The sequence below is a fragment of the Parabacteroides sp. PF5-9 genome (genome assembly GCF_029893105.1).
In the GTDB taxonomy this organism is placed as follows: domain Bacteria; phylum Bacteroidota; class Bacteroidia; order Bacteroidales; family Tannerellaceae; genus JARXWG01.
Genome location: NZ_JARXWG010000003.1, coordinates 125,380 through 148,701, shown reverse-complemented (window position 1 = coordinate 148,701; position 23,322 = coordinate 125,380). Strand labels below are relative to the sequence as shown.

The 23,322-nt window shown below is 42.7% G+C and carries 19 protein-coding genes; 4 read left to right on the top strand and 15 right to left on the bottom strand.

Annotated features, from left to right (window positions below; genetic code table 11):
• Window positions 1–41: 41 nt before the first annotated feature.
• From folE to M2135_RS02930, 14 genes are all read right to left on the bottom strand, one after another.
• Entirely contained in the window at window positions 42–626 is a 585-nt protein-coding gene (gene folE, locus M2135_RS02995; protein WP_280747109.1) for a GTP cyclohydrolase I FolE, read from the bottom strand.
• 14 nt (window positions 627–640) lie between these two features.
• On the bottom strand, window positions 641–1,153 hold the full coding sequence (locus M2135_RS02990) for an SPOR domain-containing protein (RefSeq protein ID WP_280747108.1): 513 nt from the start codon (window positions 1,151–1,153) through the stop codon (window positions 641–643).
• An 82-nt stretch (window positions 1,154–1,235) separates the two neighbouring features.
• Entirely contained in the window at window positions 1,236–1,997 is a 762-nt protein-coding gene (tpiA, locus tag M2135_RS02985; protein ID WP_280747107.1) for a triose-phosphate isomerase, read from the bottom strand.
• Window positions 1,998–2,038: 41 nt separating this feature from the next.
• Entirely contained in the window at window positions 2,039–3,346 is a 1,308-nt protein-coding gene (locus M2135_RS02980; protein ID WP_280747106.1) for a BT_3928 family protein, read from the bottom strand.
• On the bottom strand, window positions 3,346–3,888 hold the full coding sequence (locus M2135_RS02975; protein WP_280747105.1) for a DUF1599 domain-containing protein: 543 nt from the start codon (window positions 3,886–3,888) through the stop codon (window positions 3,346–3,348). Before M2135_RS02975 ends, M2135_RS02980 begins: the two co-directional genes overlap by 1 nt.
• Before the next feature lie 221 nt (window positions 3,889–4,109).
• Window positions 4,110–5,345, bottom strand: coding sequence for a peptidoglycan DD-metalloendopeptidase family protein (locus M2135_RS02970; RefSeq protein WP_280747104.1), 1,236 nt, complete (start codon window positions 5,343–5,345; stop codon window positions 4,110–4,112).
• 206 nt (window positions 5,346–5,551) lie between these two features.
• On the bottom strand, window positions 5,552–7,648 hold the full coding sequence (gene recG, locus M2135_RS02965; RefSeq protein ID WP_280747103.1) for an ATP-dependent DNA helicase RecG: 2,097 nt from the start codon (window positions 7,646–7,648) through the stop codon (window positions 5,552–5,554).
• Window positions 7,649–7,651: 3 nt separating this feature from the next.
• Window positions 7,652–8,359, bottom strand: a complete 708-nt coding sequence (locus M2135_RS02960) for a 2-C-methyl-D-erythritol 4-phosphate cytidylyltransferase (protein ID WP_280747102.1) — start codon at window positions 8,357–8,359, stop codon at window positions 7,652–7,654.
• Entirely contained in the window at window positions 8,356–8,556 is a 201-nt protein-coding gene (xseB, locus tag M2135_RS02955) for an exodeoxyribonuclease VII small subunit (protein WP_280747101.1), read from the bottom strand. Before xseB ends, M2135_RS02960 begins: the two co-directional genes overlap by 4 nt.
• Window positions 8,557–8,577: 21 nt before the next feature.
• Entirely contained in the window at window positions 8,578–9,942 is a 1,365-nt protein-coding gene (gene xseA / locus M2135_RS02950) for an exodeoxyribonuclease VII large subunit (protein WP_280747100.1), read from the bottom strand.
• Entirely contained in the window at window positions 9,926–11,302 is a 1,377-nt protein-coding gene (locus M2135_RS02945; RefSeq protein ID WP_280747098.1) for a S8 family serine peptidase, read from the bottom strand. Before M2135_RS02945 ends, xseA begins: the two co-directional genes overlap by 17 nt.
• 207 nt (window positions 11,303–11,509) lie before the next feature.
• Window positions 11,510–11,980, bottom strand: a complete 471-nt coding sequence (locus M2135_RS02940; RefSeq protein ID WP_280747097.1) for an Lrp/AsnC ligand binding domain-containing protein — start codon at window positions 11,978–11,980, stop codon at window positions 11,510–11,512.
• A 174-nt stretch (window positions 11,981–12,154) separates the two neighbouring features.
• Window positions 12,155–12,862, bottom strand: coding sequence for an FKBP-type peptidyl-prolyl cis-trans isomerase (locus tag M2135_RS02935; protein ID WP_280747096.1), 708 nt, complete (start codon window positions 12,860–12,862; stop codon window positions 12,155–12,157).
• A 20-nt stretch (window positions 12,863–12,882) separates the two neighbouring features.
• Window positions 12,883–13,473 (bottom strand): FKBP-type peptidyl-prolyl cis-trans isomerase, encoded by a 591-nt coding sequence (locus M2135_RS02930; RefSeq protein ID WP_280747095.1) that lies wholly within the window; start codon window positions 13,471–13,473, stop codon window positions 12,883–12,885.
• Window positions 13,474–14,620: 1,147 nt separating this feature from the next.
• Here M2135_RS02930 and M2135_RS02925 point away from each other — a divergent pair.
• The 4 genes from M2135_RS02925 (at window position 14,621) to M2135_RS02910 (ending at window position 22,041) form a co-directional block, all read left to right on the top strand.
• Complete coding sequence (locus M2135_RS02925; RefSeq protein ID WP_280747094.1) at window positions 14,621–15,517, top strand: PepSY-like domain-containing protein; 897 nt, start codon at window positions 14,621–14,623, stop codon at window positions 15,515–15,517.
• A 993-nt stretch (window positions 15,518–16,510) separates the two neighbouring features.
• Complete coding sequence (locus tag M2135_RS02920; protein ID WP_280747093.1) at window positions 16,511–18,247, top strand: family 43 glycosylhydrolase; 1,737 nt, start codon at window positions 16,511–16,513, stop codon at window positions 18,245–18,247.
• A gap of 12 nt (window positions 18,248–18,259) precedes the next feature.
• The gene (locus M2135_RS02915; RefSeq protein ID WP_280747092.1) at window positions 18,260–19,042 is read left to right on the top strand and encodes an alpha/beta hydrolase-fold protein; all 783 of its coding nucleotides are present in this window, start codon (window positions 18,260–18,262) and stop codon (window positions 19,040–19,042) included.
• On the top strand, window positions 19,039–22,041 hold the full coding sequence (locus M2135_RS02910; protein ID WP_280747091.1) for an FAD-dependent oxidoreductase: 3,003 nt from the start codon (window positions 19,039–19,041) through the stop codon (window positions 22,039–22,041). The genes M2135_RS02915 and M2135_RS02910 overlap by 4 nt, the downstream gene beginning before the upstream one ends.
• A gap of 69 nt (window positions 22,042–22,110) precedes the next feature.
• On the opposite strand, the gene prfB is transcribed toward M2135_RS02910, so the two are convergent.
• Window positions 22,111–23,236 (bottom strand): peptide chain release factor 2 gene (prfB, locus tag M2135_RS02905; protein WP_280747090.1). Its coding sequence is split into 2 segments (ribosomal slippage): window positions 22,111–23,172 and window positions 23,174–23,236, totalling 1,125 coding nucleotides; the frame shifts between segments, so codons are not numbered across the junction.
• Between the last annotated feature and the right edge of the window lie 86 nt (window positions 23,237–23,322).

Here is a 23,322-nt window from a genome sequence, read left to right as displayed (position 1 = left end):
CTACAATAAAACAAACGGCAGACGAAAGGGTTTATTAAAACTCAATTCTTTATCAGATTCATAAACTCCTCGCGCGTCTTTGCCTGATCAAAGAAACCGGTAAAATCAGATGTGGTAGTCAGTGAATTTTGTTTTTCTACTCCCCGCATCTGCATACACATATGTTGCGCTTCGATAACGACCATCACACCTAAAGGATCAAGGGTGTTCTGAATACATTCCTTAATCTGCATGGTCATTCGCTCCTGTATCTGTAGGCGCCGGGCAAAGATGTCTACGATACGGGGAATCTTACTTAAACCGGTAATGTATTTTTTAGGGATATAGGCAACATGAGCCTTTCCAAAAAAAGGTAACATATGATGTTCACAAAGTGAAAAGAAATCGATATCCTTGACAATGACCATCTGTTTATAACCCTCTTCTTTAAACATGGCAGAACGAAGTATCGCCTCAGGATCTTCACCATACCCCTTTGTCAGAAACTGCATGGCTTTGGCTACACGTTCAGGGGTTTTCAGTAAACCTTCACGCGTCACATCCTCCCCTAACAATTCAATAATGTGTTTGTAATGAGAAACTAACTCTTCTTTGGCGTTTAGCTGTTCCTCGGTTATTTTGGTCATATCAGTCAAATTCGTTAATACAACTGAAGTTTTATATCTTCTCTGACAATATACATCTCCTTGGCATAAGAAGGAAAGGCCTCTTTCAATAAACGCAACAGATGGTAGGCTTCTTCATTGGAACGAAAGTCGCCAACACGTAAACGCCAGAAAGGAGCGGTATAGGTAACATAAGTAGGTATATGTGAATACAATTCCTTAATTTCTTTTTCTTTTTTAAATGCTTCATCTTTAGCGACACGCTGATCGTTTCCGGAAAAGACCTGAACACGATACCCTTGTAAGTTCAAATAGGTTGATCCATCGGTCGTCTCTACATTCTGTCCTTCCTGGCGACGCCCTACCATATTCCGTAAAGCGAAAGGTTGATTTATAATCACTTCACCTTTTCCAGACTCCACCCGCTGGAGTGCCTCAAAGATAGAACGATCGTCTTCGTGTGCCCATGGTCCCTGAGCCGAAAGTGTTGTAACCTTGGTGAAAAGAATAATTATGACTGGAATAAGAATTGAAAAGAATCGTTTCATAAGCTCATACTTAGTAAAACCTTAAAAAAATGAAAGGAATTAAGAAGTGTTTTACGACTTCTTAATTCCTTGATATACTTGCTTATTTATCAAAAGCTTCTATAATCGGCATAAAATTCTCAACGCTCAATGATGCACCGCCAATTAAACCGCCGTCTACATTTGGTTTGGATACCAACTCTTTTGCATTTCCGGCATTCATACTTCCACCATACAGAATGGTGCAATCATCAGCCAACTGATTCCCAAATTTTGCAGCTAATGTCGCACGGATATGTGCATGCATCTCTTCCGCTTGATCGGATGTTGCTGTTTTGCCTGTTCCGATAGCCCATACCGGCTCATAAGCCAATACGATCTTTCCGAAATCTGCCGGAGAAAGTTCAAACAATGAATCTTTAATCTGGCCATCAACAACTTCAAAATGAGTACCAGCTTCTCTTTCTTCCAATACCTCACCAATACAGAAAATCGGTGTTAAGCCGTTGGCTAATGCCAAACCTACTTTTGTTTTCAATATTTCAGCTGTTTCGTGGTAATAGGCACGTCTTTCCGAGTGACCGAGAATTACATATTTTGCACCGGTTGAAGCAACCATTGCTGCAGAAACTTCACCTGTATAAGCACCTTTTTCTTGGTCGGCACAATTTTCTGCTGCAACACCTATTTTAGTTGTATCGATAGCGGCTGCGATGCTTGCCAGATGTGTAAACGGTGTTCCGATCACCACATCACAATTCGGTGTTTTTCCTTTTAATGCTTCATTTAACCCTTTTGCCAATGCAAGACCTTCAGGAAGTGTTGTGTTCATCTTCCAGTTACCTGCAATAATGTTCTTTCTCATAAGTCAATTTATTTTTATTTATGTGATACAATAGATTTCTTTTAAATGTGCGCCTCTTCTATGGATGCGGCACATTCTTCTTTTTTACGTCGCCGGTTGCGGAAATAATCATACATCCAAACGAACAACAAAGGTAAGGTAAAAGTTAAAATAATAACCAAGGAGGGATCATCTTCTTTCTTTTTTACCACGGTAAGACCGGATAAAGATTCTTCCATCACTTCTTTGACCTCTTCCTCTTCAGGAATATCCTTATAGTGCCACTTACCCAGAATCGTACCGCTCTTTAGTAATACTAATCCCGGGTTCGACCGGATAACTGTTTTCAATAATTCGGCATCAGCGATCAGAAACGGATATTCGGCTCCGGTATTATTCGTCCAATCGACAACAACATCGGAGGAGGAACCCGTAACCCCATAAAAGGTGATCTTATTTTCTAATGCATAATCGTAAATAGTGATTATTTCATCGATCCGTGAATCATCCGCCTCTTCCAGTTTCGGAGCAATTAACAACAACACCCCATTCGGATCATCAAGTATCCTATCCGTAACTTCCAGGTCATCTTCCGATGTATACAGATTAAATGCTGCGACCGGAGGCTCATACCCTTTTTTGACCAGTGTTGTTTTAGCATCCACAAACACCCAGGAACTATCTGCTGTAGGTATATCTTCCAATGAAAACTCCTGCTTCACCCCTTCTTTTTCATAAATAAACGAATAATTATACTCATCTTCGGGAGCCCCTTCAGGAATACTCATCAGTTCCGGAATATTTGCACCTAACTTATATGGACGGAAATCAATCATAGGTAAATGATTGTAATTCCAATAAGCAAACACCACACAGAAAAGATAGGCGTACAAAGCAACAAACCAATAAACTTTAAAGGTATAGAGTTGTAACATCCGTTGATTATGGATAAATAAAAGAATTGCTGCAGCTAATAATACAACATTCTTATAAAACGTTTCCCAATTCGTCAGAATAACAGCATCTCCGAAACAACCGCAATCGGATACAGGATCAAACAACGCCAGATATAAAGTCAGCGGAGTCATTAAAGCCATAAAAACCAATGTGAAAAAAGAAGCATATCGACGATATACTCCTAAAAGGACAGAGACTCCAAGTGTAAATTCTATGGCCGAAAGATTAATGGAAAGTAATGTCGAAAAAGCGTGAAGAAAATCCAATCCGAATGCAGAAAGGTATTCACCGATCTTAATCGCCCCTCCCATCGGATCTATTGCTTTAACAGTACCGGAAAAAATAAAAACGACTCCGATTAATAACCGTGAGAACTCTACCAGAACCTTCAAAACGACATCTTTTGTTTTCATCATTCGCCGTATTCCAGTTTGATCAGTCCGAACAACGCATAATTAATCATATCCATATAGTTGGCATCAATACCTTCAGAGACAATCGTCTTCCCATTATGACTTTCTATCTGCTTTGTCCGGTAAATCTTCATCAGGATCAGATCGGTATACGAACTGATACGCATACTTCGCCATGCCTCATCGTAGTCATGGTTTTTGGCATACATCAATTCTTTCGTTATTGTGATATATTTATCGTATAAGGCTAAAGCCTCATCACCGGTTATATCCGTTGTCTCGGCAAAACCCAACTCCAACTGGATCAATCCGATCACCCCATAATTGACAATAGCAATAAACTCCGGACGAATCCCTTCATCGACTTTACTCGTGCCTTTGATCTCCAGACTTCGGATCCGGTTGGCTTTAATAAAAATCTGATCGGTAACAGATTGCGGACGCATAATCCGCCAAGAAGGACCATAATCTTTCAACTTTTTCTCGAAGAGTTCGCGACATTGAGCGATCAGTTGTTCAAATTGTATATTTGTATCAGACATAATTCAGAAACTAACAGGGAAACATCTCGGTAAGCGCTAAAGTAGGCTTCACTATTCACGCAACATTTACATATTTAATACAAATATAGTGAAAGCCGAGAGATAAAAGCCAAGCTTGCTTGAGATTTTATCCAAGACGCATCCTATGTTCACAAATATAGGGATAATCTCCTAAATGAACACATCCATTCAGAAAGATAAAAGAAGAGTCAACATTAACTTTATGAACAACGAATAGAACGGCCTATACGTAGAATAGTCGTTTTGGTAATTCCGTTCAGCTCGCACAGCTTACTTACACTTACCCCATACCTTCTGGCAATACCTCCTAAGGTATCCCCGGATTTAATCCGATGGTAGACGGGGTCGTTGTTAACCTGTGTCTGATTCGTCTTTTCTGAAACAGAAGCGACAGCCTCGGCTCTGGCAGCCACAGTAGTTGTTTTAACAGTCGCCGTTGAAGGAGTCTCCTGTTTGGTTGTCGCCTTTTGAGGTTCCACTTCCATTCCTGCACTACAACGTATGGCTTGTCCAATTCTCAAAACAGCCGTGCTTTTTATGCCGTTCAACCGACAAAGTTCACCGACAGTCGTTCCGTACATACGGGCAATCTTCCCAAGATTATCACCCGATTTAACCCGGTGATAAACCATTTGATTCATGCCTGAAGTATATATATTGGATTTCTTTCCGTTGATTTTGATATTTCTAAATACGTATGAATCCTGATGAGGCACTCCATTTACAAAATCAATCAACTCCGCCGGATTAATATCCTGTCCTAAGAAACGAGTTTCAAAATGGAGATGAGATCCGGTTGAGCGACCGGTATTTCCGCCTAAGGCAATCGGTTCTCCTGCACGTACAATAGCATTGGTTTCTACAAGAAATTTAGAGAGATGCCCATAGATCGTTTCCAGTCCGTTCGGATGGCGAACCACCAGATAATAGCCATAGCCCCGCCGTTCATAGCTACGAATACGCACTTTTCCATCAAAAGCCGCACGAATCGTATCACCAATCTGAACTTTCAAATCAATTCCCCGATGCATACGCCGCCGTCTGATTCCATATTTGGAAGTCACTTTGATCTCGCTGTCGATCGGTAATATAAATGTAGAACAATCTATTTCACACGAATCCGGGAACTCCACACCTCCATTCCGAAACGGATTTACATATTGATTTTCCCAATGAGAATTGTATAATTCATCCGCCGGAAACATTAACGATTCATGACTTAAAAGATCCGCTTCTTCATCGAGTTGGATCAACTCTTTTATCGCAATATCTTTTTTAATGCCGACACGATCAGCCATTAACTCAGACACACGCTCATCCATTAACTGAGTCTGAGGAGTAATATCTGTGGATTCTTTGGTTTTATTCTCCTGAGCAGATACCGCAACAGTCAGGCAAACAGTACAAGCCAGAACAAGTAATTTCTTTATATTCATTTTGATATATTCACGCTTTTTTCAGAAAGAAAGAGAAACAAACCATTGGTTCGGTTTGTTAATAAGCAGACAAAGTTCGGGATTTTAGATAAAGCGGCAAAAACTATTCCTTTAAAAAAATACTAAAACATATACACCCCGAATATTAAATATTTATAATACGCCTATGAGTCAACACATTATAAAAAACAATGTTTTATAACATATCAGCTGATCATTCCCCAGTTGACCGTTTTTTTGTACAACGACTTCAACCTTTCGTTCAATATCCGATGCGTTTCATCCGATAATTCCGGGTCTTCGTTCAATATCTGCTGTGCAATATCCCGAGCATATTGAAGGATTTGTCCATCCGCACCCAGGTTAGCAATTTTCAAATCGATACCCTCCCCGCTCTGCCGTGTTCCTTCCAGATCACCATGTCCACGCAACCGTAAATCAGCCTCAGCAATTTCAAACCCGTCAGTACTATTCACCATAATCTCAAGTCGCTTTCGGGTATCATTACTCAATTTATAGGAAGAGACTAAAATACAATACGACTGTTCACCCCCACGTCCGACACGTCCTCTTAATTGATGAAGCTGCGACAAGCCGAACCGTTCGGCACTTTCAATGACCATCACTGTTGCATTCGGCACATTTACACCGACTTCTATCACGGTAGTTGCCATAAGTATCTGCGCCTCACCCGATATAAATCGCTGCATTTCCTGCTCTTTATCCGCCGCTTTCATCTTGCCATGAACCATGCAGACAGTATATTCGGGAAAGACCTCTTTAAATACCTGAAAACCTTCTTCCAGATTTTTGTAATCGAGTTTTTCACTTCCTTCTATCAATGGATAGACCACATAAACCTGACGTCCCAGTTCTATCTGTTTGCGTAAAAAATCATACAATTGAGCCTTTTTATTATCGTAGCGGTGTAGTGTCTGTACCGGTTTTCGTCCGGGAGGCAATTCATCGATCACCGAGACATCTAAATCACCATATAACGTCATGGCCAAAGTCCGGGGAATAGGAGTTGCCGTCATAACCAATACATGCGGAACCATCGCATTTTTCATCCACAATCGCGATCGCTGCTCCACACCAAAACGGTGTTGTTCGTCTATAATAGCCAATCCCAATGAATGAAAAACAACTGTTTCTTCAATAAGCGCATGTGTACCGATCACCAACTGTATCTCGCCGCGAGCGATCGCCGGCAGTATCTCATTTCGCTGCTTCTTCTTTGTGGATCCGGTGAGCAAAGCGACCTTAACATCCATATCCTTTAAAAAACCCATCACCGTCACATAATGCTGATTGGCTAATATTTCCGTAGGTGCCATCATACACGCCTGACAGTCATTATCAACAGCCAACAACATAGCCAACAAAGCCACTAAGGTTTTTCCACTTCCTACATCTCCTTGCAACAATCTGTTCATCTGTCTACCGCTTCCCATATCACCACGAATCTCTTTAACGACACGTTTTTGTGCATGGGTCAATTCAAACGGCAGATAATGTGCATAAAACGTATTGAAAAACGCCCCCACTGTCGGAAACACAATTCCTTTAAGTTTTGACTTGCGCAGAGTTGAGGTTTTAAGAATATTCAGTTGGATATAAAACAATTCTTCAAATTTCAAACGTAGCTGAGCCGCTTTCAATTTCTCCGCAGATTCCGGGAAATGGATATTCCGCATCGCTTCTGGGAGAGAGATCATCCCGACCTTCTGCAAAATGTCTGCCGAAAGCGTTTCCGGCAGCTGCCATTTCAACAAACTTAATAAGGTATATTGGAGGTTCTGTATTGCACGTGAATTCAGAAAAGCCTTTTTCATCTTCTCTGTGGTGTTGTAGAAAGGCGTCAATCCACCCGCCACCTGACTGGCCTGTTCAATGGGATCAACATCAGGATGAGGTATATTGACGATATGCCCGAACTCTGTCGGTTTACCGAATATGATGTACTCATTTCCTGGTAAATATTTGGAAGTCACAAAACTCAGCCCTTTGAACCAAACCAGATCGATTGTGCCTGTTCCATCTGTAAACTTCCCTATCAAACGTCGTGTACGCCCCTCTCCAACCGTTTCAAAATAAAGAATACGTCCTTTCAACTGGATATAAGGCATTGTTCCCGAAACTTCTGCCACTTTATAAAAACGACTCCGGTCAATATATTTATAAGGGAAATAATACAGTAAATCTTCAAAAGAAGATATTCCAGCTTCTTTCTGAAGAATTTCTGCCTTTTTCGGACCTACCCCCGGCAAATAAGTGATCGAGCGTTTCGCAAGTTCAAGCATTTTTTATTCTTTTCGGCAATAAGGGTATAACGCTTTGGCCATCAACAGATCAAAAGGTGTTGTAATCTTGATATTCTCTCTGTTTCCCGGCACAATAAATATCGAATGTCCACTGGCTTCAACCACTGTTGCATCATCGGTAAAATCAGAAGAACAAGGTTGTCGATAAGCTTGAAGAAGCAAATCACTCCGAAAGACCTGAGGTGTTTGAACAATATAGAATTGATTTCTGTCGACCGAATGTGTCCCCTCTTCGTTTTTTTCACGCATAGAGTCTACAATCGGTATCACCGGAACAGCAGACCCTTCCTGCTCCGCATTATCAAAACAGTTCGTAATTACTTCAGGTGCCGGGAAAGGACGCACCCCGTCATGAACACCGATCAATGCCTTTTCTTTGCAATCGGGCTGAACGCCTAATTCCTCCGACAAGAAATTAAGTCCGTTTTTCACCGACTGAAAACGCGTATCCCCTCCATTTACGATATGATGAGAGGTCTTACATCCGATCTCTTTACACAACATATGCCAATACTCCCGATGCTCTTCCGGCAATACCAATACAATGTCGACATATTCGTCCCACTGATAGAAGGCTTCCAGGGTATGCATCAACACCGGTTTCCCCTCTACGGGAATAAACTGCTTCGGCAAGTCCGATCCCATACGAAGGCCTTTCCCTCCCGCTACAACAATGACATACTTTTTCATTGATCCAGTTCTTCTAATATTTTTTTAACCTCTTCGTCTGCTTTATACAGTTTCTCTTTACACAGTTTTATCAACCGGGTCGCTTCTTTGACCTTGTCCGATAAGACATCAACATCCAACTCATTCCCTTCAATATCAGCTACAATTTTTCGAAGTTTCTCCATGGCCTCGATATAGGACTCTTTCTGTTCTATCATCTTTCTATTCTATTTTCTATGTTATTTCTCTTTTTCCGTAAAATGTGCTTTCCGCGTGATTATACTCGAAAATTCCCCCTCAGCCAAACGAGTAACCAACTCTTCACCCACAGCGAGATCGTCTATTCTTTTTATAATTTTACCCGCTTTTAAGGTTAAGCTATATCCCCGTTTCAATACATAATCGGGTGATACCATCCGGACATACTGTTCATCCAACTGCAGCTGCTTCTGTTTTTCCGACAACAGCTGAAGCGATTTCTCTACCAAGCGCGTTTGAAGCATCTCCAAAGTCGTACTATGTTTCATAAACAAGCCCGAAGCCACCGCCGGTAATTTCCCGGTTAACGTATGTAGGCTTGTCCGGTTTCTCTCAATCCTGTTGGTCACCATACCCGGCAACCGGCTGACGATTAATTGAAGCCCGTTTTTCTGTTTCAATAGAATATCCGTTGCGCGCAACGAAACTTCCTGCTGCAATCCGGTCAACTCCAACGCCGCCCGATCCATCTGTCCAATAAGAAACTCAGCTACAGCTGTCGGTGTTTTCATACGCGTATGAGCCACCATATCCAGAATTGTATCATCACGTTCATGCCCTATTCCTGTAATGATCGGCAACGGGAACTGAGCACAGTTTGCAGCCAATAAGTAAGAGTCGAAACTATTCAGATCGGAAGTTGCTCCTCCACCACGTATAAGCACCACCACATCAAAATAGTCCATATATTCATTTATACGATCCAATGCCGCAATAACAGACTCCTCTGTTTTATCTCCCTGCATAATCGCCGGAAATAATTTGACATAAAACGGATACCCGCTTTTATTGGATATCAGTTGATTGAGAAAATCCTCATATCCTGCTGCCGTAGGAGAGGTTATTACCGCTATACGTTGGGGTAGAACAGGAAATAGCAACTCCTTATTCAGCGTAAAAATACCCTCTTCTTTCAGTTGAGCAATGATTTCCATCCGCTTTCGCTGTATATCACCCAATGTATAGGCGGGATCTATATCAAGAACGGTAAGGCTATATCCATACAATTCATGAAAATCGACAGAAACCTTCACCAATACTTTCAGCCCGGATGCAAAAGCCTGCCCCGTCTCCTTTTCAAAATAAGGTTTCAACATCCGAAATGTTTTCGCCCATATCGCTCCTCGCGCTTTAGCCACCATCTGTCCGGTGATCGGATTTTTCTCAATAAACTCAAGATAACAATGTCCGGAGCCACCGTTTGCCCGTACATCACTCATCTCTGCCCTCACCCAAGCGGTAGAAGGAAAAGCGTGTTGTATCGCTTTTTTGATCCGGATATTCAGTTCTGAAAGAGAGAACTCTTCGCGGACGGCTGGTAAATTAAAATCAATGTCTGGATGCATTTTTTCGGTGTAATTTATACGCTTTATACATATCAGGAATACCATAACCCAACTCTATATCCGGCCGTCGGTATTGACTGGAGACATGTCGGATCAATTCGATAAGTTCCAGATTACTCAACTCAGGGCAAGCTTGCCATAGACAAACGCCAAGACCCGCCAAAATAGGAGTTGCAAAAGAAGTACCACTCGCCTGACGGATATCACCAGTGGCATCAACCACACAGCTACTGCTTCCCAATGCCACCACATCCGGTTTCACCCGACCATCAGCCGTCGGTCCCATCGAACTAAAACCACTCCGTTTTTTATCGGATGTGATCGAACCGACAGTCAGTATATCTGCAACATCCGACGGCACGGTTATTTTTTCCCATGAGCCATTCCCTTCGTTTCCCGCACTACTGAAAAGAAGAATTCCTTTCTCTGCCGCCATCGATGCAATCCGGCTCGAGACAGCAGTCTGTCCATTCAGATCCTCATACGTATAATTCAATCCCTCCGTATCAAAACGGAAATAGCCCAGTGAACTTGTAATCACATCGACACCGGCACTGTCGGCATATTCCACTGCCGCAGCCCAATAATCCTCTTCCACCGGATATTCCGATCGTATATCTTCACTTTTAATCAATAAGTAAGAGGCCAAAGGCGCTGTGCCGACCATCATCCCTGGCTGATTGATTGCCATACAAGACAAAACCTTGGTGCCATGATCATCTCCAAAAAACACATTTTCACCGGGAAATACAATATTCCGAGTGCCTAAAATCCTCAATGAATCAAATAAACTGATACGATCCACATTCTTAAATCCGGCATCAATCACCGCCACACGCATCCCTTCGCCTGTATACCCTTTCTGATGCAGTTTGATCCCATTCAACATTTTGATTTGTGCTTCTGCATAACCGTAATACGCTTTAATCGGCTCAGTCTGCGGTTCTATAACAGATGTGTCATGGCGATTATCTGTCAGATGCTCCCGCTCTCCTTTCCAGATCCATTTGACAGAATCGACAATAGACAAATCCGTCAGCCGCTCTGAGAGCAGACTATCACTTGTTGCCACAACGACTGTTTGCAACCATTTGCTTTGTGTGACCGGTTCGCAGCCGATCTCCCGAAGAGCGTCCAGATACGCCTCTGCAATCGGCAAATCCGAAACATCCACCCCTTTCTCCTGCCGGAGCCGGCGCTCAATCGCTTCTTGTGATAAAAACTCCTCAGGATGGTCTATCGAATAACCACTATTGCCTTTATCCTTTAAATAGACCCTGAAGCAAAAACTCTCTCCTCCCAACAGTTGGAATGAGCCTAAAAAACACAACAATAAAAGAATTATCTGAGATCTGTTCATTTCCCTTTACGCATATTATATCCAGCCATTTCGGCTTATACTAACTTCTACAAAGATAGTGAAAGCCGAGTGTAGAAGCAAACGTATTTGTTTCTGCCAAGGCGTGTCCTATCTTCGATTTATTAATTCAAAGATAAGAATAACCTACAGAAAACAATAAAACCCGGCACTACTCAGTAGGCCGGGTTTCATCTATCGACTATTCGGTTATTTATTTTCTTCTTTACAAATCGGGATCTCACGCTTCACGCTCTGACGCAGTGAAATCAATGTCTCGGTAGCTGTAACTCCAGGTATTTCCTGAATCTTTGTATTCAACAACTCCATCAAATGTTCATTGTCTTTGGCATACAATTTAATCAACATCGTATAGGGTCCGGTAGTGAAATGACATTCCACAACTTCCGGTATCTTTTCAAATTCAGGAACTACATCTTTGTACATGGAGCCACGCTCCAGTTTCACACCGATGTAAGTACAGGTGTTATAGCCTAATATCTTAGGATTAATATGATAACCCGATCCTACGATCACATTCATATCAATCATACGCTGCACACGTTGATGAATGGCTGCACGAGATACTCCACATTCTTCAGCGACATCTTTAAATGGTATTCGGGCATTTTTAGAAATAATGTTAAGTATCTGCCTGTCCAATTTGTCTATTTTCTCCATCTGTAATTTGTTTTGTATATGATATTAGATTCACCTATCAAAAGTACGCAATATTTTTAAATAACCTAACATTATGAAAGAAAATACTCCTTTATAAAAAGAAAAACGGGCAAAAATATGCTTTTTGACATATTTTGCCCGTCTTATTTATTCGGAATTTTCGTTCCTTAACGCTTATTCTTTGACAATTTCAAGTAATTCTACCTCAAACTTCAACGTGCTGTTCGGTTTAATATCAGCACCTGCACCTCTTTCACCATAAGCCAACTCTGAAGGGATCCAGAAAATATACTTCGAACCGACAGGCATAATCTGCAATCCTTCAGTCCATCCCGGAATCACCTGTTGCACGCCAAAGACTGCTGGTTCGCCACGGTCAATTGAACTATCAAATTTTGTTCCGTCAAGCAATGTACCGGTATAATGTACTTTTACACGGTCGTTTGCTGTTGGCTTTGCTCCTGTGCCTTCTTTTTCAACTTTATACTGCAAACCACTTTCTGTTGTGATCACGCCGTCTTTTGTTTTGTTTTCTTCCAAAAAGGCATCGCCTTCTTCTTTCGCTTTATTTGATTCACGAATCTGAGCCTGCATAAAATAACTTTGGATATACGCCTGAGCCTCTTCTACGGTCATCTTATATGAACTAGAATCACCTTTTATCCCGGCAATAAAACCGACCAGAAGATCATCCACATTAATCGGATCTCCAGGAACAGTCGTCAAGTTCTGCTTGAATCCATCACCATTGGCCAAACCAAGTGCATAACTTACACTGTCAACATTATTACTCAATCGTGCACTTTTTCTTGAATTACAAGATGTGGTAAATACACCTACACCAACAACAGCGATCGCTGCCAACAAACCTAATTTTTTCATTTTCTTAAACTTTCTATTTATTATTGCTTTACGATTTCTAACAATTCCACCTCAAAGATCAATGTGCTGTTCGGCTCAATCAGTTCGCTTGCTCCACGTTCTCCATAAGCTAAACCCGAAGGGATAAACAAACGCCATTTCGATCCGACAGGCATTAACTGTAGGGCTTCTACCCAACCTTGAATCACCTGAGTTACACCAAAAACAGCTGGTTGATTCCGCTCTACAGAACTATCAAAAACAGTCCCGTTTATTAATGTTCCATGATAATGGCACTTCACACTATCGGCTGCTGTCGGTATCGGGCCGTCTCCTTTTTTCAATATTTCATATTGCATTCCGCTGGGTAGTTCTACCACACCAGCTTTATGTTTATTGACTTTCAGAAATTCTTCACCTGCCTTTTTATTGTTTTCCAGTTTCTCCGACTGCAATTTGACGAAATAGTCGTTAATGACCTCTTTCGCTTCATCATAACTAATCGCCGGCTCTGCATCGGCTAATACATCGTTCAACCCTTTTACAAAATCTTCCGTCTGAAGATCCTTGATGCCTGAGTTCAGAAAATTATTTCCAATACTTAACCCCAGTGCATAACTTACTTTATCCATTCTTTTTCTTTTACAACTAATTACAAGCCACAAAAGTAATGCTTTTAATCACATGATAAGCGATTAGAAAGAATTTTTTAATATATTATTTCGAATTACAATGTTTTTCAACATACAGATCTCTTTTTTTGCAAATCATACGGGAAACTTTTTTGTTAGAGGGTTGTCTAAATCCACTTTGAGAACGCAAAAGAGCATATTGACTACATATCGGCAGATCCTTTAATGGGGTCACCTTCATAGTTTATCTCAGAATATATGTCGAATAATACTGTCATAACCTTTAATCCAGTAATTCTCCCAAATCCAAATAAGCAAACTGCATCTCATCATCCATACTCATAATAATCCGGTGATTGCCTTTCTCCCCCACTCTCACCTTAAATGAACTCCATTACAAACTGTCAGTTTTTACACTTTGTCAATTGACCCCTTCCGAGAATCTCCTATTTGACACCGAGGGTGAAGCTATTGGTGAATACGCTAGTGATTGGGAGTTTATTTTTGACAGATCGGTTGATTATCATTTTCTCTTGCCTATTTTTGCAGGTCTGAAAAAATCCTCCTTCCAGAGAAAAAAAGGACTGTTTTCGATCCGTTTTTTCCCCATTTCCGACCCTTAAAAAAATGATGCTGATGATTGGTTCGAACTATTTAGATGCTTTTCCAAGATCATCAGCATCATTTTTAAAATCTCCAGGGGAAATTAGGAAGATGAACCAGAACAAACCGGCAAAAAGTGTCGATATTTTGTCTAAAATCTGTAAGTTGAGCCTCTATTTGATTAAAAATAAACAGGGTACGCGTTAGCTGAAAAGCTGTTTTCCCTCATATATGTCACGAATTACTCACGCACAAAAGCAAAATAACAGAATTGTCCCTCCCGTTTCTCTTTTCCCTCTTCCTCCTCCCTCTCATTACTTGAAAATTGTAATCACAACTTGTAAAAGTTAGGATTTACAACTTGAATGAGTTGTAGATTCTATTCATTTTCAGGCCGTTTTTGGTAGATTCCGACAAATTACGATTTGTAACCTATTTTTCCTTTTCCAGAATTTCTCACCTCCCATCGCCCCCCTATATTTGCATCGTGTTAAGGCACGAATGAGTAAAACAACAACCACTAATTTTTCAAATTTATTACATCATGGCAACTAAGGTATTTTTTAAATTATTCGTTTTAATTTCTATTACATTATTTATCACTAGCTGTTCTTCTGACGAACATTTCGAAAGCTTACCACTAACCAACCAGACCGCTTCTACCACTCCATCGGCAATGACTCCTAACGAGAACGTATTAAGAGCGATGGATATTCAGTTCCCAAACGCTAAAAGCGTTAAATGGAGTATCGAAAACGGCTATTACACAGCCAGCTTCTCTGAGAACGCCTCAGTTGTAAAAGCATGGTTCAGCCAGAAAGGAAACTTGGAATCTGCTCAAACAACTGTCGCTTACCAGACATTGAACCAATCGGTAAAAAGAACATTAGCCACAAGCGCATATGCGGATTACAGCCTCTTAAACGCCTATATCCTTGAAAGAGCAAACACATCGGATATCTATATGGTGAAAGTAAGCAACAATTCGGAAGTGTTGAACGTATATCTTTCTTTAGCCGGTGACCTGATCCGCACAAAAAACAGTACAGCCACTGAATCGGAAGCACCTGTTGTAATCCCTTCACAAGTAAGCCGTACCATTAACGGGATGTTCAATGATTTCCAGGTATTGGATTACTGGGATGATTCATTGAGTGCCAAGGTAGGTGTGATCGACAGCAACAATGTTTTCAAACTGATTGCTCTGGATCAGGAGTACAACTGGATCTCTACATTCTGGGTGGTAGAAGAAGAGGTAGTACCTGCTCAGGTGATGAATAAATTCAAAGCATCTTCTTATGGCCATGCAGCAGTTAGCGACATCCGCGTGATGGATAACGGCCAAGAGGTGTCTTACCTGTTTTATTTCAGCCAGAACGACAAAAACAAAATTGCAACCGTGAAAGAAAATGGGGATTGTATTTCTATTCTGACGTATTAAAAAAAAATTGAATACCCTTGTCTTCTATATATAAACAAAAAGAAGAAGTGTTGTTTTAAGATGTAAATCTTATTGAAAAGTGATGATCAGGCCGCTCCGCGAGGAGGGGCCTGGTTTTTTTGTATATCTCTTAGTGTTTTCGATTATGAAATAACGCGGGGTATAAAAACAGGCTTCGATTTGAAGAATATGTGAAGATAGGATTCAGGCAAAATTCCGCAGGAATTCATATACGTAACCCCCTGTGAGCGAAATAGAATGAGCCACAGGGGGATACAGATCGGATCTAATCAGTACAACGCCGAAGGTGTTGAATCATTCAATATTGAATCTATATGATTTATTCAACACCTTTGGCGTTGATTCGTATGGAGTATTTTCAACAACCACGGGTTTGCTTCGCTACACCCGCGGTTACGCACATGAATCCCTAACGGGATTTTCCTGCGAAAAGACAAAGAGTATACCAGTTCATGTAAGTTGTAAAAATAAGCTTCGAATGGAAGAATATGTAAAGATAGTGAAGACGAACGCCACAGGCGTTAAATGTGCATAACCCCGGGTGAAGAGGAGCGTAGCGGATCGACCCGGGGGTGAATAGAAACTACTCTCCAATCAACGCCGATAGGTGTTGAACCGCAGATGATTGAACACCTTCGGCGTTCGTTTGTTACACTCATTATATACCCCGGGTCGATCCGCTACGCTCCTCTTCACCCGGGGTTATTCACATTAAATCCCTGCGGGATTTGGTTTTCGGAAAATCTTCAAACATTACCCAATCTAAAGATCACACAAACTGTTCCCATCTTCCAATCTTACCCTATTCAAAACAAAAACCGAATATCCCTATCGGTTTATTTGAAATATAAAGAATGCTTTACTCTTAGAATTTCGTCAAACAATAAACCGACCTGGGCGTCTCTTAAAAAAACAACGGGTTCATATCATAAAAGCGTCCTGTAAATCCATATTTCTTTTTATATTTGATGCATGAAAAATATACTTATAACTTTATTATCAATCGCTGCAGTGATTGGTAATCCAATGAATCTGCACGGCCAGTCGATGCAGGCTAACACGTACTGTAATCCATTGAATCTGGATTACACGTATATGATTTACAATTCGAACCAGAATCTCTCTTATCGCTCGGGAGCCGATCCGGCAGTTGTTGAGTTCAGGGGTGAATATTATATGTTCGTGACCCGTTCACATGGGTATTGGCATTCGACCGACCTATTGAACTGGAATTTTATTACTCCCGGTCGCAACTGGTATCCGCAGGGTTGCAATGCGCCGGCAGCACATAACTATAAAGATTCGTTACTGTATGTCGCCGGTGATCCATCCGGAGCCATGAGCGTACTGTATACGGATGACCCTAAAAGTGGGCATTGGGAAGCTACTCCGGCGATCCTCCATAACTTGCAAGATCCGGATTTGTTTATCGATGACGACGGACAGGCGTATATGTTCTGGGGATCTTCTAATGTTTACCCCATCAGAGGTAAAAAGTTGAACCGGGAAGATCGTTTTCTGATCGAAGGCGAAACGGTTGAGTTGTTTGGATTGGATATGGAAAAACATGGATGGGAACGCTTTGGGGAAAATCATGGCGATACGGTTTTGGGCGGCTATATGGAAGGAGCCTGGTTGACCAAATACAACGGTACCTATTACATGCAATATGCTGCTCCCGGAACAGAATTTAATGTCTATGGCGATGGGGTATATACTGCCAACCATCCATTAGGGCCATATACGTATGCCCCCAACAACCCGGTCAGTTATAAACCCGGTGGTTTCATGAACGGTGCCGGACACGGCAGCACGGTGATTGGACCGGGAGGTAATTACTGGCATTTTGGCTCCATGTCGCTTTCGGCAACGGTCAATTGGGAGAGACGCCTTTGTATGTATCCAACATTTTTTGACAACGATGGGTTGATGTATTGCAATACCCGTTTCGGCGATTATCCGCATTATGCGCCGGCTACTCCGGGTATGCAGGGTGAATTTACAGGTTGGATGCTTCTTTCTTATCGCAAACCGGTCAAAGCCTCTTCTTTTATGGAAGGATTCGAACCGGAACTTGCCACTGATGAGGCCTGTAAATCTTTTTGGATGGCAAAAACCAACGGTTCAACAGAATGGATGGAGATAGATTTGGAGAGTCCGGCAACAGTATATGCCGTTCAGGTCAATTATCACGATTATCAATCGAATATGTATGGACGTATACCGGGCTTACGCCATCGGTACGCCATAGAAGGTTCGTTGAATGGAAAAGAGTGGCAGGTATTGGTCGACCGGCGTGAGAATTACAAGGATGTACCGAATGATTACGTACAACTGGACACCCCTACATATGTGCGCTATATCCGTTACAAAAACAGTGAAATCCCGACACCGAATCTGGCGATATCCGACCTTCGTGTCTTTGGCAAAGGAGCTGGCAAGAAACCTTCGGGGGTGAAGAACTTTCAGGTCAAGCGTCAGGATGATCGCCGGGATGCGCTGATCACATGGGATAGTGGAAAAGATTGCCAGGGTTATAATATCCGTTGGGGGATCGCACCGGATAAATTATACAGTTCATGGTTAGTCTATGATAAGAACGAACTACTCTTAAAATCATTAACCACCGATCAGCGTTATTATTTTGCCGTTGAAGCATTCAATGAAAATGGGGTCTCTGAATTAACCCGTATTATAGAAATACCTTAAATCAATACGATCATGAAAGCAATTAGACATCTGTTATTACTCTGTGTATGCCTTTTGGTGTCGGCACAAGCATTTGCCGGCGACAAAACAAGTTTCCTGAAAAAACAGTTTACAACCGCTAACGGGTATAAATTAAACTATCGCGTATTATATCCGGAAAACTATGATCCGGGCAAAAAATATCCGGTATTGTTGTTTCTGCATGGAGCCGGAGAGCGAGGCTCCGACAATGAGGCTCAACTGGTTCATGGCGGGGATATGTTGGCCTCACATATCAATCGCTCGAAATACCCGATGATCATCATTGCTCCGCAATGTCCGGCGGAGGAGTTCTGGGTAGACTATCGTCGTCCGTCGGACGGACAGGCACGTTATTATCCGGTGAATCCGGCGATAACCAAACCGCTGGCTGCTGTCAAAGAGTTGTTAGACAGTTTTATTTCCAAAGGAAAAGTGGATACACAACAGATACATGTAACCGGACTTTCTATGGGTGGAATGGGGACGTTTGACCTGTTGTGCCGGTATCCAAACTTTTTTGCTACGGCAAGTCCGATTTGTGGGGCGGTGAACGTCGATCGTATCGGTCGATACAAAGGAAAAACAGCGATCCGCATTTATCATGGAGCAGAAGATAACGTGGTTGATGTCAAATATTCACAGGAGGCCTACCAGGCACTAAAGAAAGCGGGTGCAAATGTGCGTTATAAAGAGTACCCCGGAGTGAACCACGGGAGTTGGACAAATGCGTTTGCCGAACCGGATTATATCAGTTGGTTCTTTCAACAGCCATGATCACGAGAAGAGATTTTATTCAAGCCACGGCAGCAGGAAGCGCTTTGGCTTCGTTCGGGAAATTATCTGCCGCCCGGACTACTGTTGAGCCGTTACTGCCGGATGAAGGGTATGCGATGGAGAGTAAACGGGAGATTCCGGTGATTGCCGAAACGGATCTCGTTGTGGTTGGTGGAAGTTCCAGGGCTGTAGCAGCAGCCGTTGCAGCAGCAAAAAGCGGATGTAACGTTTTTTTGATTGCCGCTATGCCTTATCTGGGGGATGATATCTGTGGGTCATTCTTGATCGACCGGAAAGAAGAAGAGTCGTTGGACACTGCTTTGTCCAGAAAAATTTTCCTGGGGAAAACCTATCCGACCCCTTTACATGTCAAGACGGTCCTGGAAAACGAATTAATCGACCATGGAGTTGATTTCCTCTACAGTTGTTATGCGACAAATGCAATCACCGACGCATCACGTCATGTGGGTGGCGTAGTGTTTGTGAGCCGCTCGGGCCGACAGACGATACGATGCAAAGCAGTTATCGACGCAACTCATACCGCTTCGGTGGCCGCTTTATTTGAAGTTCCGTTCAGAGCGGCAACGACCACTGAGCAGGAGTTCGATTTCACCGTAGTAGGGAATACACCCAAAACCGGTACACATATACTGAAAGCAAATGTATTGGATAAACCTTTCGTATTTAAAGAGAAGTCTTATCCGGTTACCAGATACACCTGCCGCTTGCCGTTTGATGGGAATAGTTATGCCGCATTGATGGAAGCCGAACAGATCATTCGCAGCGAGACGTGGGATCCCGATCAGGTAGATAGTGCTGATCTGTTGTGGTATACGCCTTCGCAACAGGTGGTTGCCCAAGAGCAGTATCTGCATGCAGATACTGATATACGGAATTTGCCCATAACCGCATTTCAACCCAAAGGGATGAATGGTTTATGGGTATTAGGACCTTGTGCGGATATTCCACGGACTGTGGCTTCACAGGTGATGCGTCCTGTTCCGGCTCTTTTCCTGGGGGAACTATTGGGAGAACAAATCGCTGAGAAAATCAAACCGTTGACACTCCCTTCCGTTGCGGAGGTGTATTCCCCCAATCGGAAAGCCTCTAATTATGGGCGGGTGGGCGAAGTATTAAAACCATTACGCGTCTTACAGCAAAAAGGGTATGTACATATTCCCTCCGGCTCACTGCCGGTGTGGGGCACATACGATGTGGTGGTACTGGGAGGTGGTACTGCCGGTGCTTCGGCGGGAATCTCTTCGGCGCGACAGGGAGCCAAAACGCTTGTACTGGAGTATCTGCACGCATTAGGTGGTTTGGGCACGGCCGGATTGATCGGTCGTTATTGGGACGGTTTTCGTGAAGGTTACTCTTCAACGATTGATCAGGGAGTCAAAGAGATGGCTCCGAAAAACCATTCCCGCCAACTGAAAAAATGGACGGAGGAAGCGCCTGTCGATTGGAAAATGGAGTGGCTTCGCCGTGAATTATTAAAAGCAAAAGGTGAACTCTGGTTCGGCGTATTAGGATGTGGAGCCTTGGTGGAGGATCAACAGGTAAAAGGGGTGGTCGTCTCTACTCCTTTCGGACGGGGAGTGATTCTATCGAAAGTACTGATAGATAGTTCCGGCAGTGCCGATATCGCTATCGCGGCAGGCGCCTCTTATGAGTATACCGGTAAAAAGACCTTAGCGGTTCAAGGAGCCGGAATGGGGAAACGAGATCCGGAAGATTTTTATGTGAACAATGATTGGTTGTTTACCGATGATACTGATATATTGGATGTTTCGCGGGTGTATGTTCAATCCAAAGTGAAGTTCAAAGGACATTATGATATCGTAAAGATGCCACAAACGCGCGAACGGCGGAGGGTCATCGGTGAACATATTGTTTCGGTATATGACGTATTGAACCACAGGCGATACCCTGATACGATCTCTTATCATAAAAGTTCGTTTGATACACACGGAATGATTGTTGATCCGTTTTTTATCCTCAGTCCGCCTATGGAGCGACATACGGTCTATGATGCGGATGTGCCGCTAAGGGCATTATTACCCAAAGGATTGGAAGGAATTCTGACAACCGGATTAGGAGCCAGTGCACACCGGGATGCCATGCCGGTGATCCGTATGCAGCCTTGCCTACAAAATCAGGGATATGCTGTGGGCTACCTCTCGGCAGTGAGTGTTAAAGAGGGGAAACCGTTACGTAAAGTGGACATCAAGAAAATCCAACAACATCTTGTGCGTATCGGTAATCTACCCGAACGTGTGTTAAAAGACAAGGCGTTTAAAGGGTATAGTCATCAGGAGATGCGTCAGGCAGCGGAGTCTGTAGTGGAGAATTACAAAGGACTGGAGATTTTGCTAACGGATAAGGAGCGCTGTCTGAAACTGTTACATGAGCAGATTAAGAAGACGACAACTTCTGATAGCCGGGTAATCTATGCCAGTATTCTTTGCATTTTAGGAGATGCGACATACTGCAATGTATTGGAAGAAAAGATACGTCAATATACCGCTTGGGATAAAGGGTGGCATTATACCGGTATGCATCAGTTCGGGATGAGTATGAGTCGCCTGGATGCTTTGTTAATCGCTTTGGGTAATGCTGCCGATAAAAAATCGTTGCCGGTCATCCTGGAGAAAGCGAAGTTGTTGAATCCTGAAGATTATTTTTCGCATTTCAGGGCGATCACCAAAGCTTTTGAGTCTGTCAATAGCCAGGAGGCTATACCGATCCTGTCGGAAATGCTGACTGCCCCGGGAGTTCGTTTTTACGATATTGACTCATATGTAACAGCCCGCAACCAGGTCGTTCCCGATGAGATAGACGTAACGATCCGAAACAGAGCATTGAAAGAACTTCATCTGGCTCGTGCCCTTTATCTGTGTGGGGATAAAGATGGAATGGGTGAAATGATATTGAAGCGTTATGCAAATTCTTTGCAGGGACATTATGCCCGATATGCGGAGGAGGTATTGGGATTATAAACAGAAAAGTTCATATACAAAAAAAACGGTTTGTTTAAACCGTTTTTTTTGTATATGGTGTGTCGATAGTTACTTTTCAGCAGCTTCTTCTGCTGCGAACTCCATAAGATAGGCTTTGATGAAACCATCGATTTTTCCGTCCATAACACCATTGACATCTGATGTCTGGAAATTGGTACGGTGATCTTTGACACGACGATCATCAAAGACATAACTGCGAATTTGTGATCCCCATTCAATCTTCTTTTTACCGGCCTCTATTTTCTGTTGTTCAGCCATTTTTTTCTGGAGCGCAATGTCGTATAACATCGAACGAAGTAAACGCATGGCGTTTTCGCGATTACCCAACTGAGAACGACTTTCTGTGTTTTCAATCAGGATCTCCCGGGTTTCACCGGTATCGGGATCTTTATAATTGTATCGGAGACGTACCCCGGTTTCAACCTTGTTGACATTTTGTCCACCGGCTCCTCCCGAACGGAACGTATCCCAGGTATAATCAGCCGGATTGATCTCAATCTCAATCGAATCGTCGACCAATGGGGTGACAAAGACAGAAGCAAACGATGTCATACGCTTGCCTTGGGCATTGTAGGGTGAAACACGCACCAGCCGATGTACACCGTTTTCGCCTTTCAGATAACCGTAGGCATAATCGCCTTCGATCTGCATGGTCACCGATTTGATCCCCGCTTCATCCCCTTCCTGCAGGTTACTGATATTTACCTTATAGTTATTCGATTCTCCCCAACGGATGTACATACGCATAAGCATGGAAGCCCAATCTTGACTTTCCGTTCCGCCGGCTCCGGAATTGATCTTCAGAATACACCCTAACTGGTCGGCTTCCTGACGAAGCATATTCCGTGATTCGAGATTTTCGACAAGGGCTAACGCTTTGATATAGATCGTATCTACCTCCTCTTCGGAAGTGATTCCCTCTTTGACGTATTCGTAGGCTAATTCGAGTTCTTCGGTGGCGGCTTTGAGTTCATTATATAACTCAATCCATTTTTTGAGTTCTTTGACGACCTTCATCTGAGCTTCAGCTCGTTTGGCGTCTTCCCAAAAGACAGGATCTTGTGTGCGGAGTTCTTCCTCCTCTAACTGGATGGTCTTTCCATCGATGTCAAAGGTACCCCCTCAGCGCCTGCTCGCGCTCCAACACATTATGTAGTTGGTCTGATGTAATCATAATTGTTCTGTTTTTTATTCGGGCACAAAGATATGAATTAATTAGCAATTTAATTTTGCCAATAATCAGGAACATCGGATGGTACG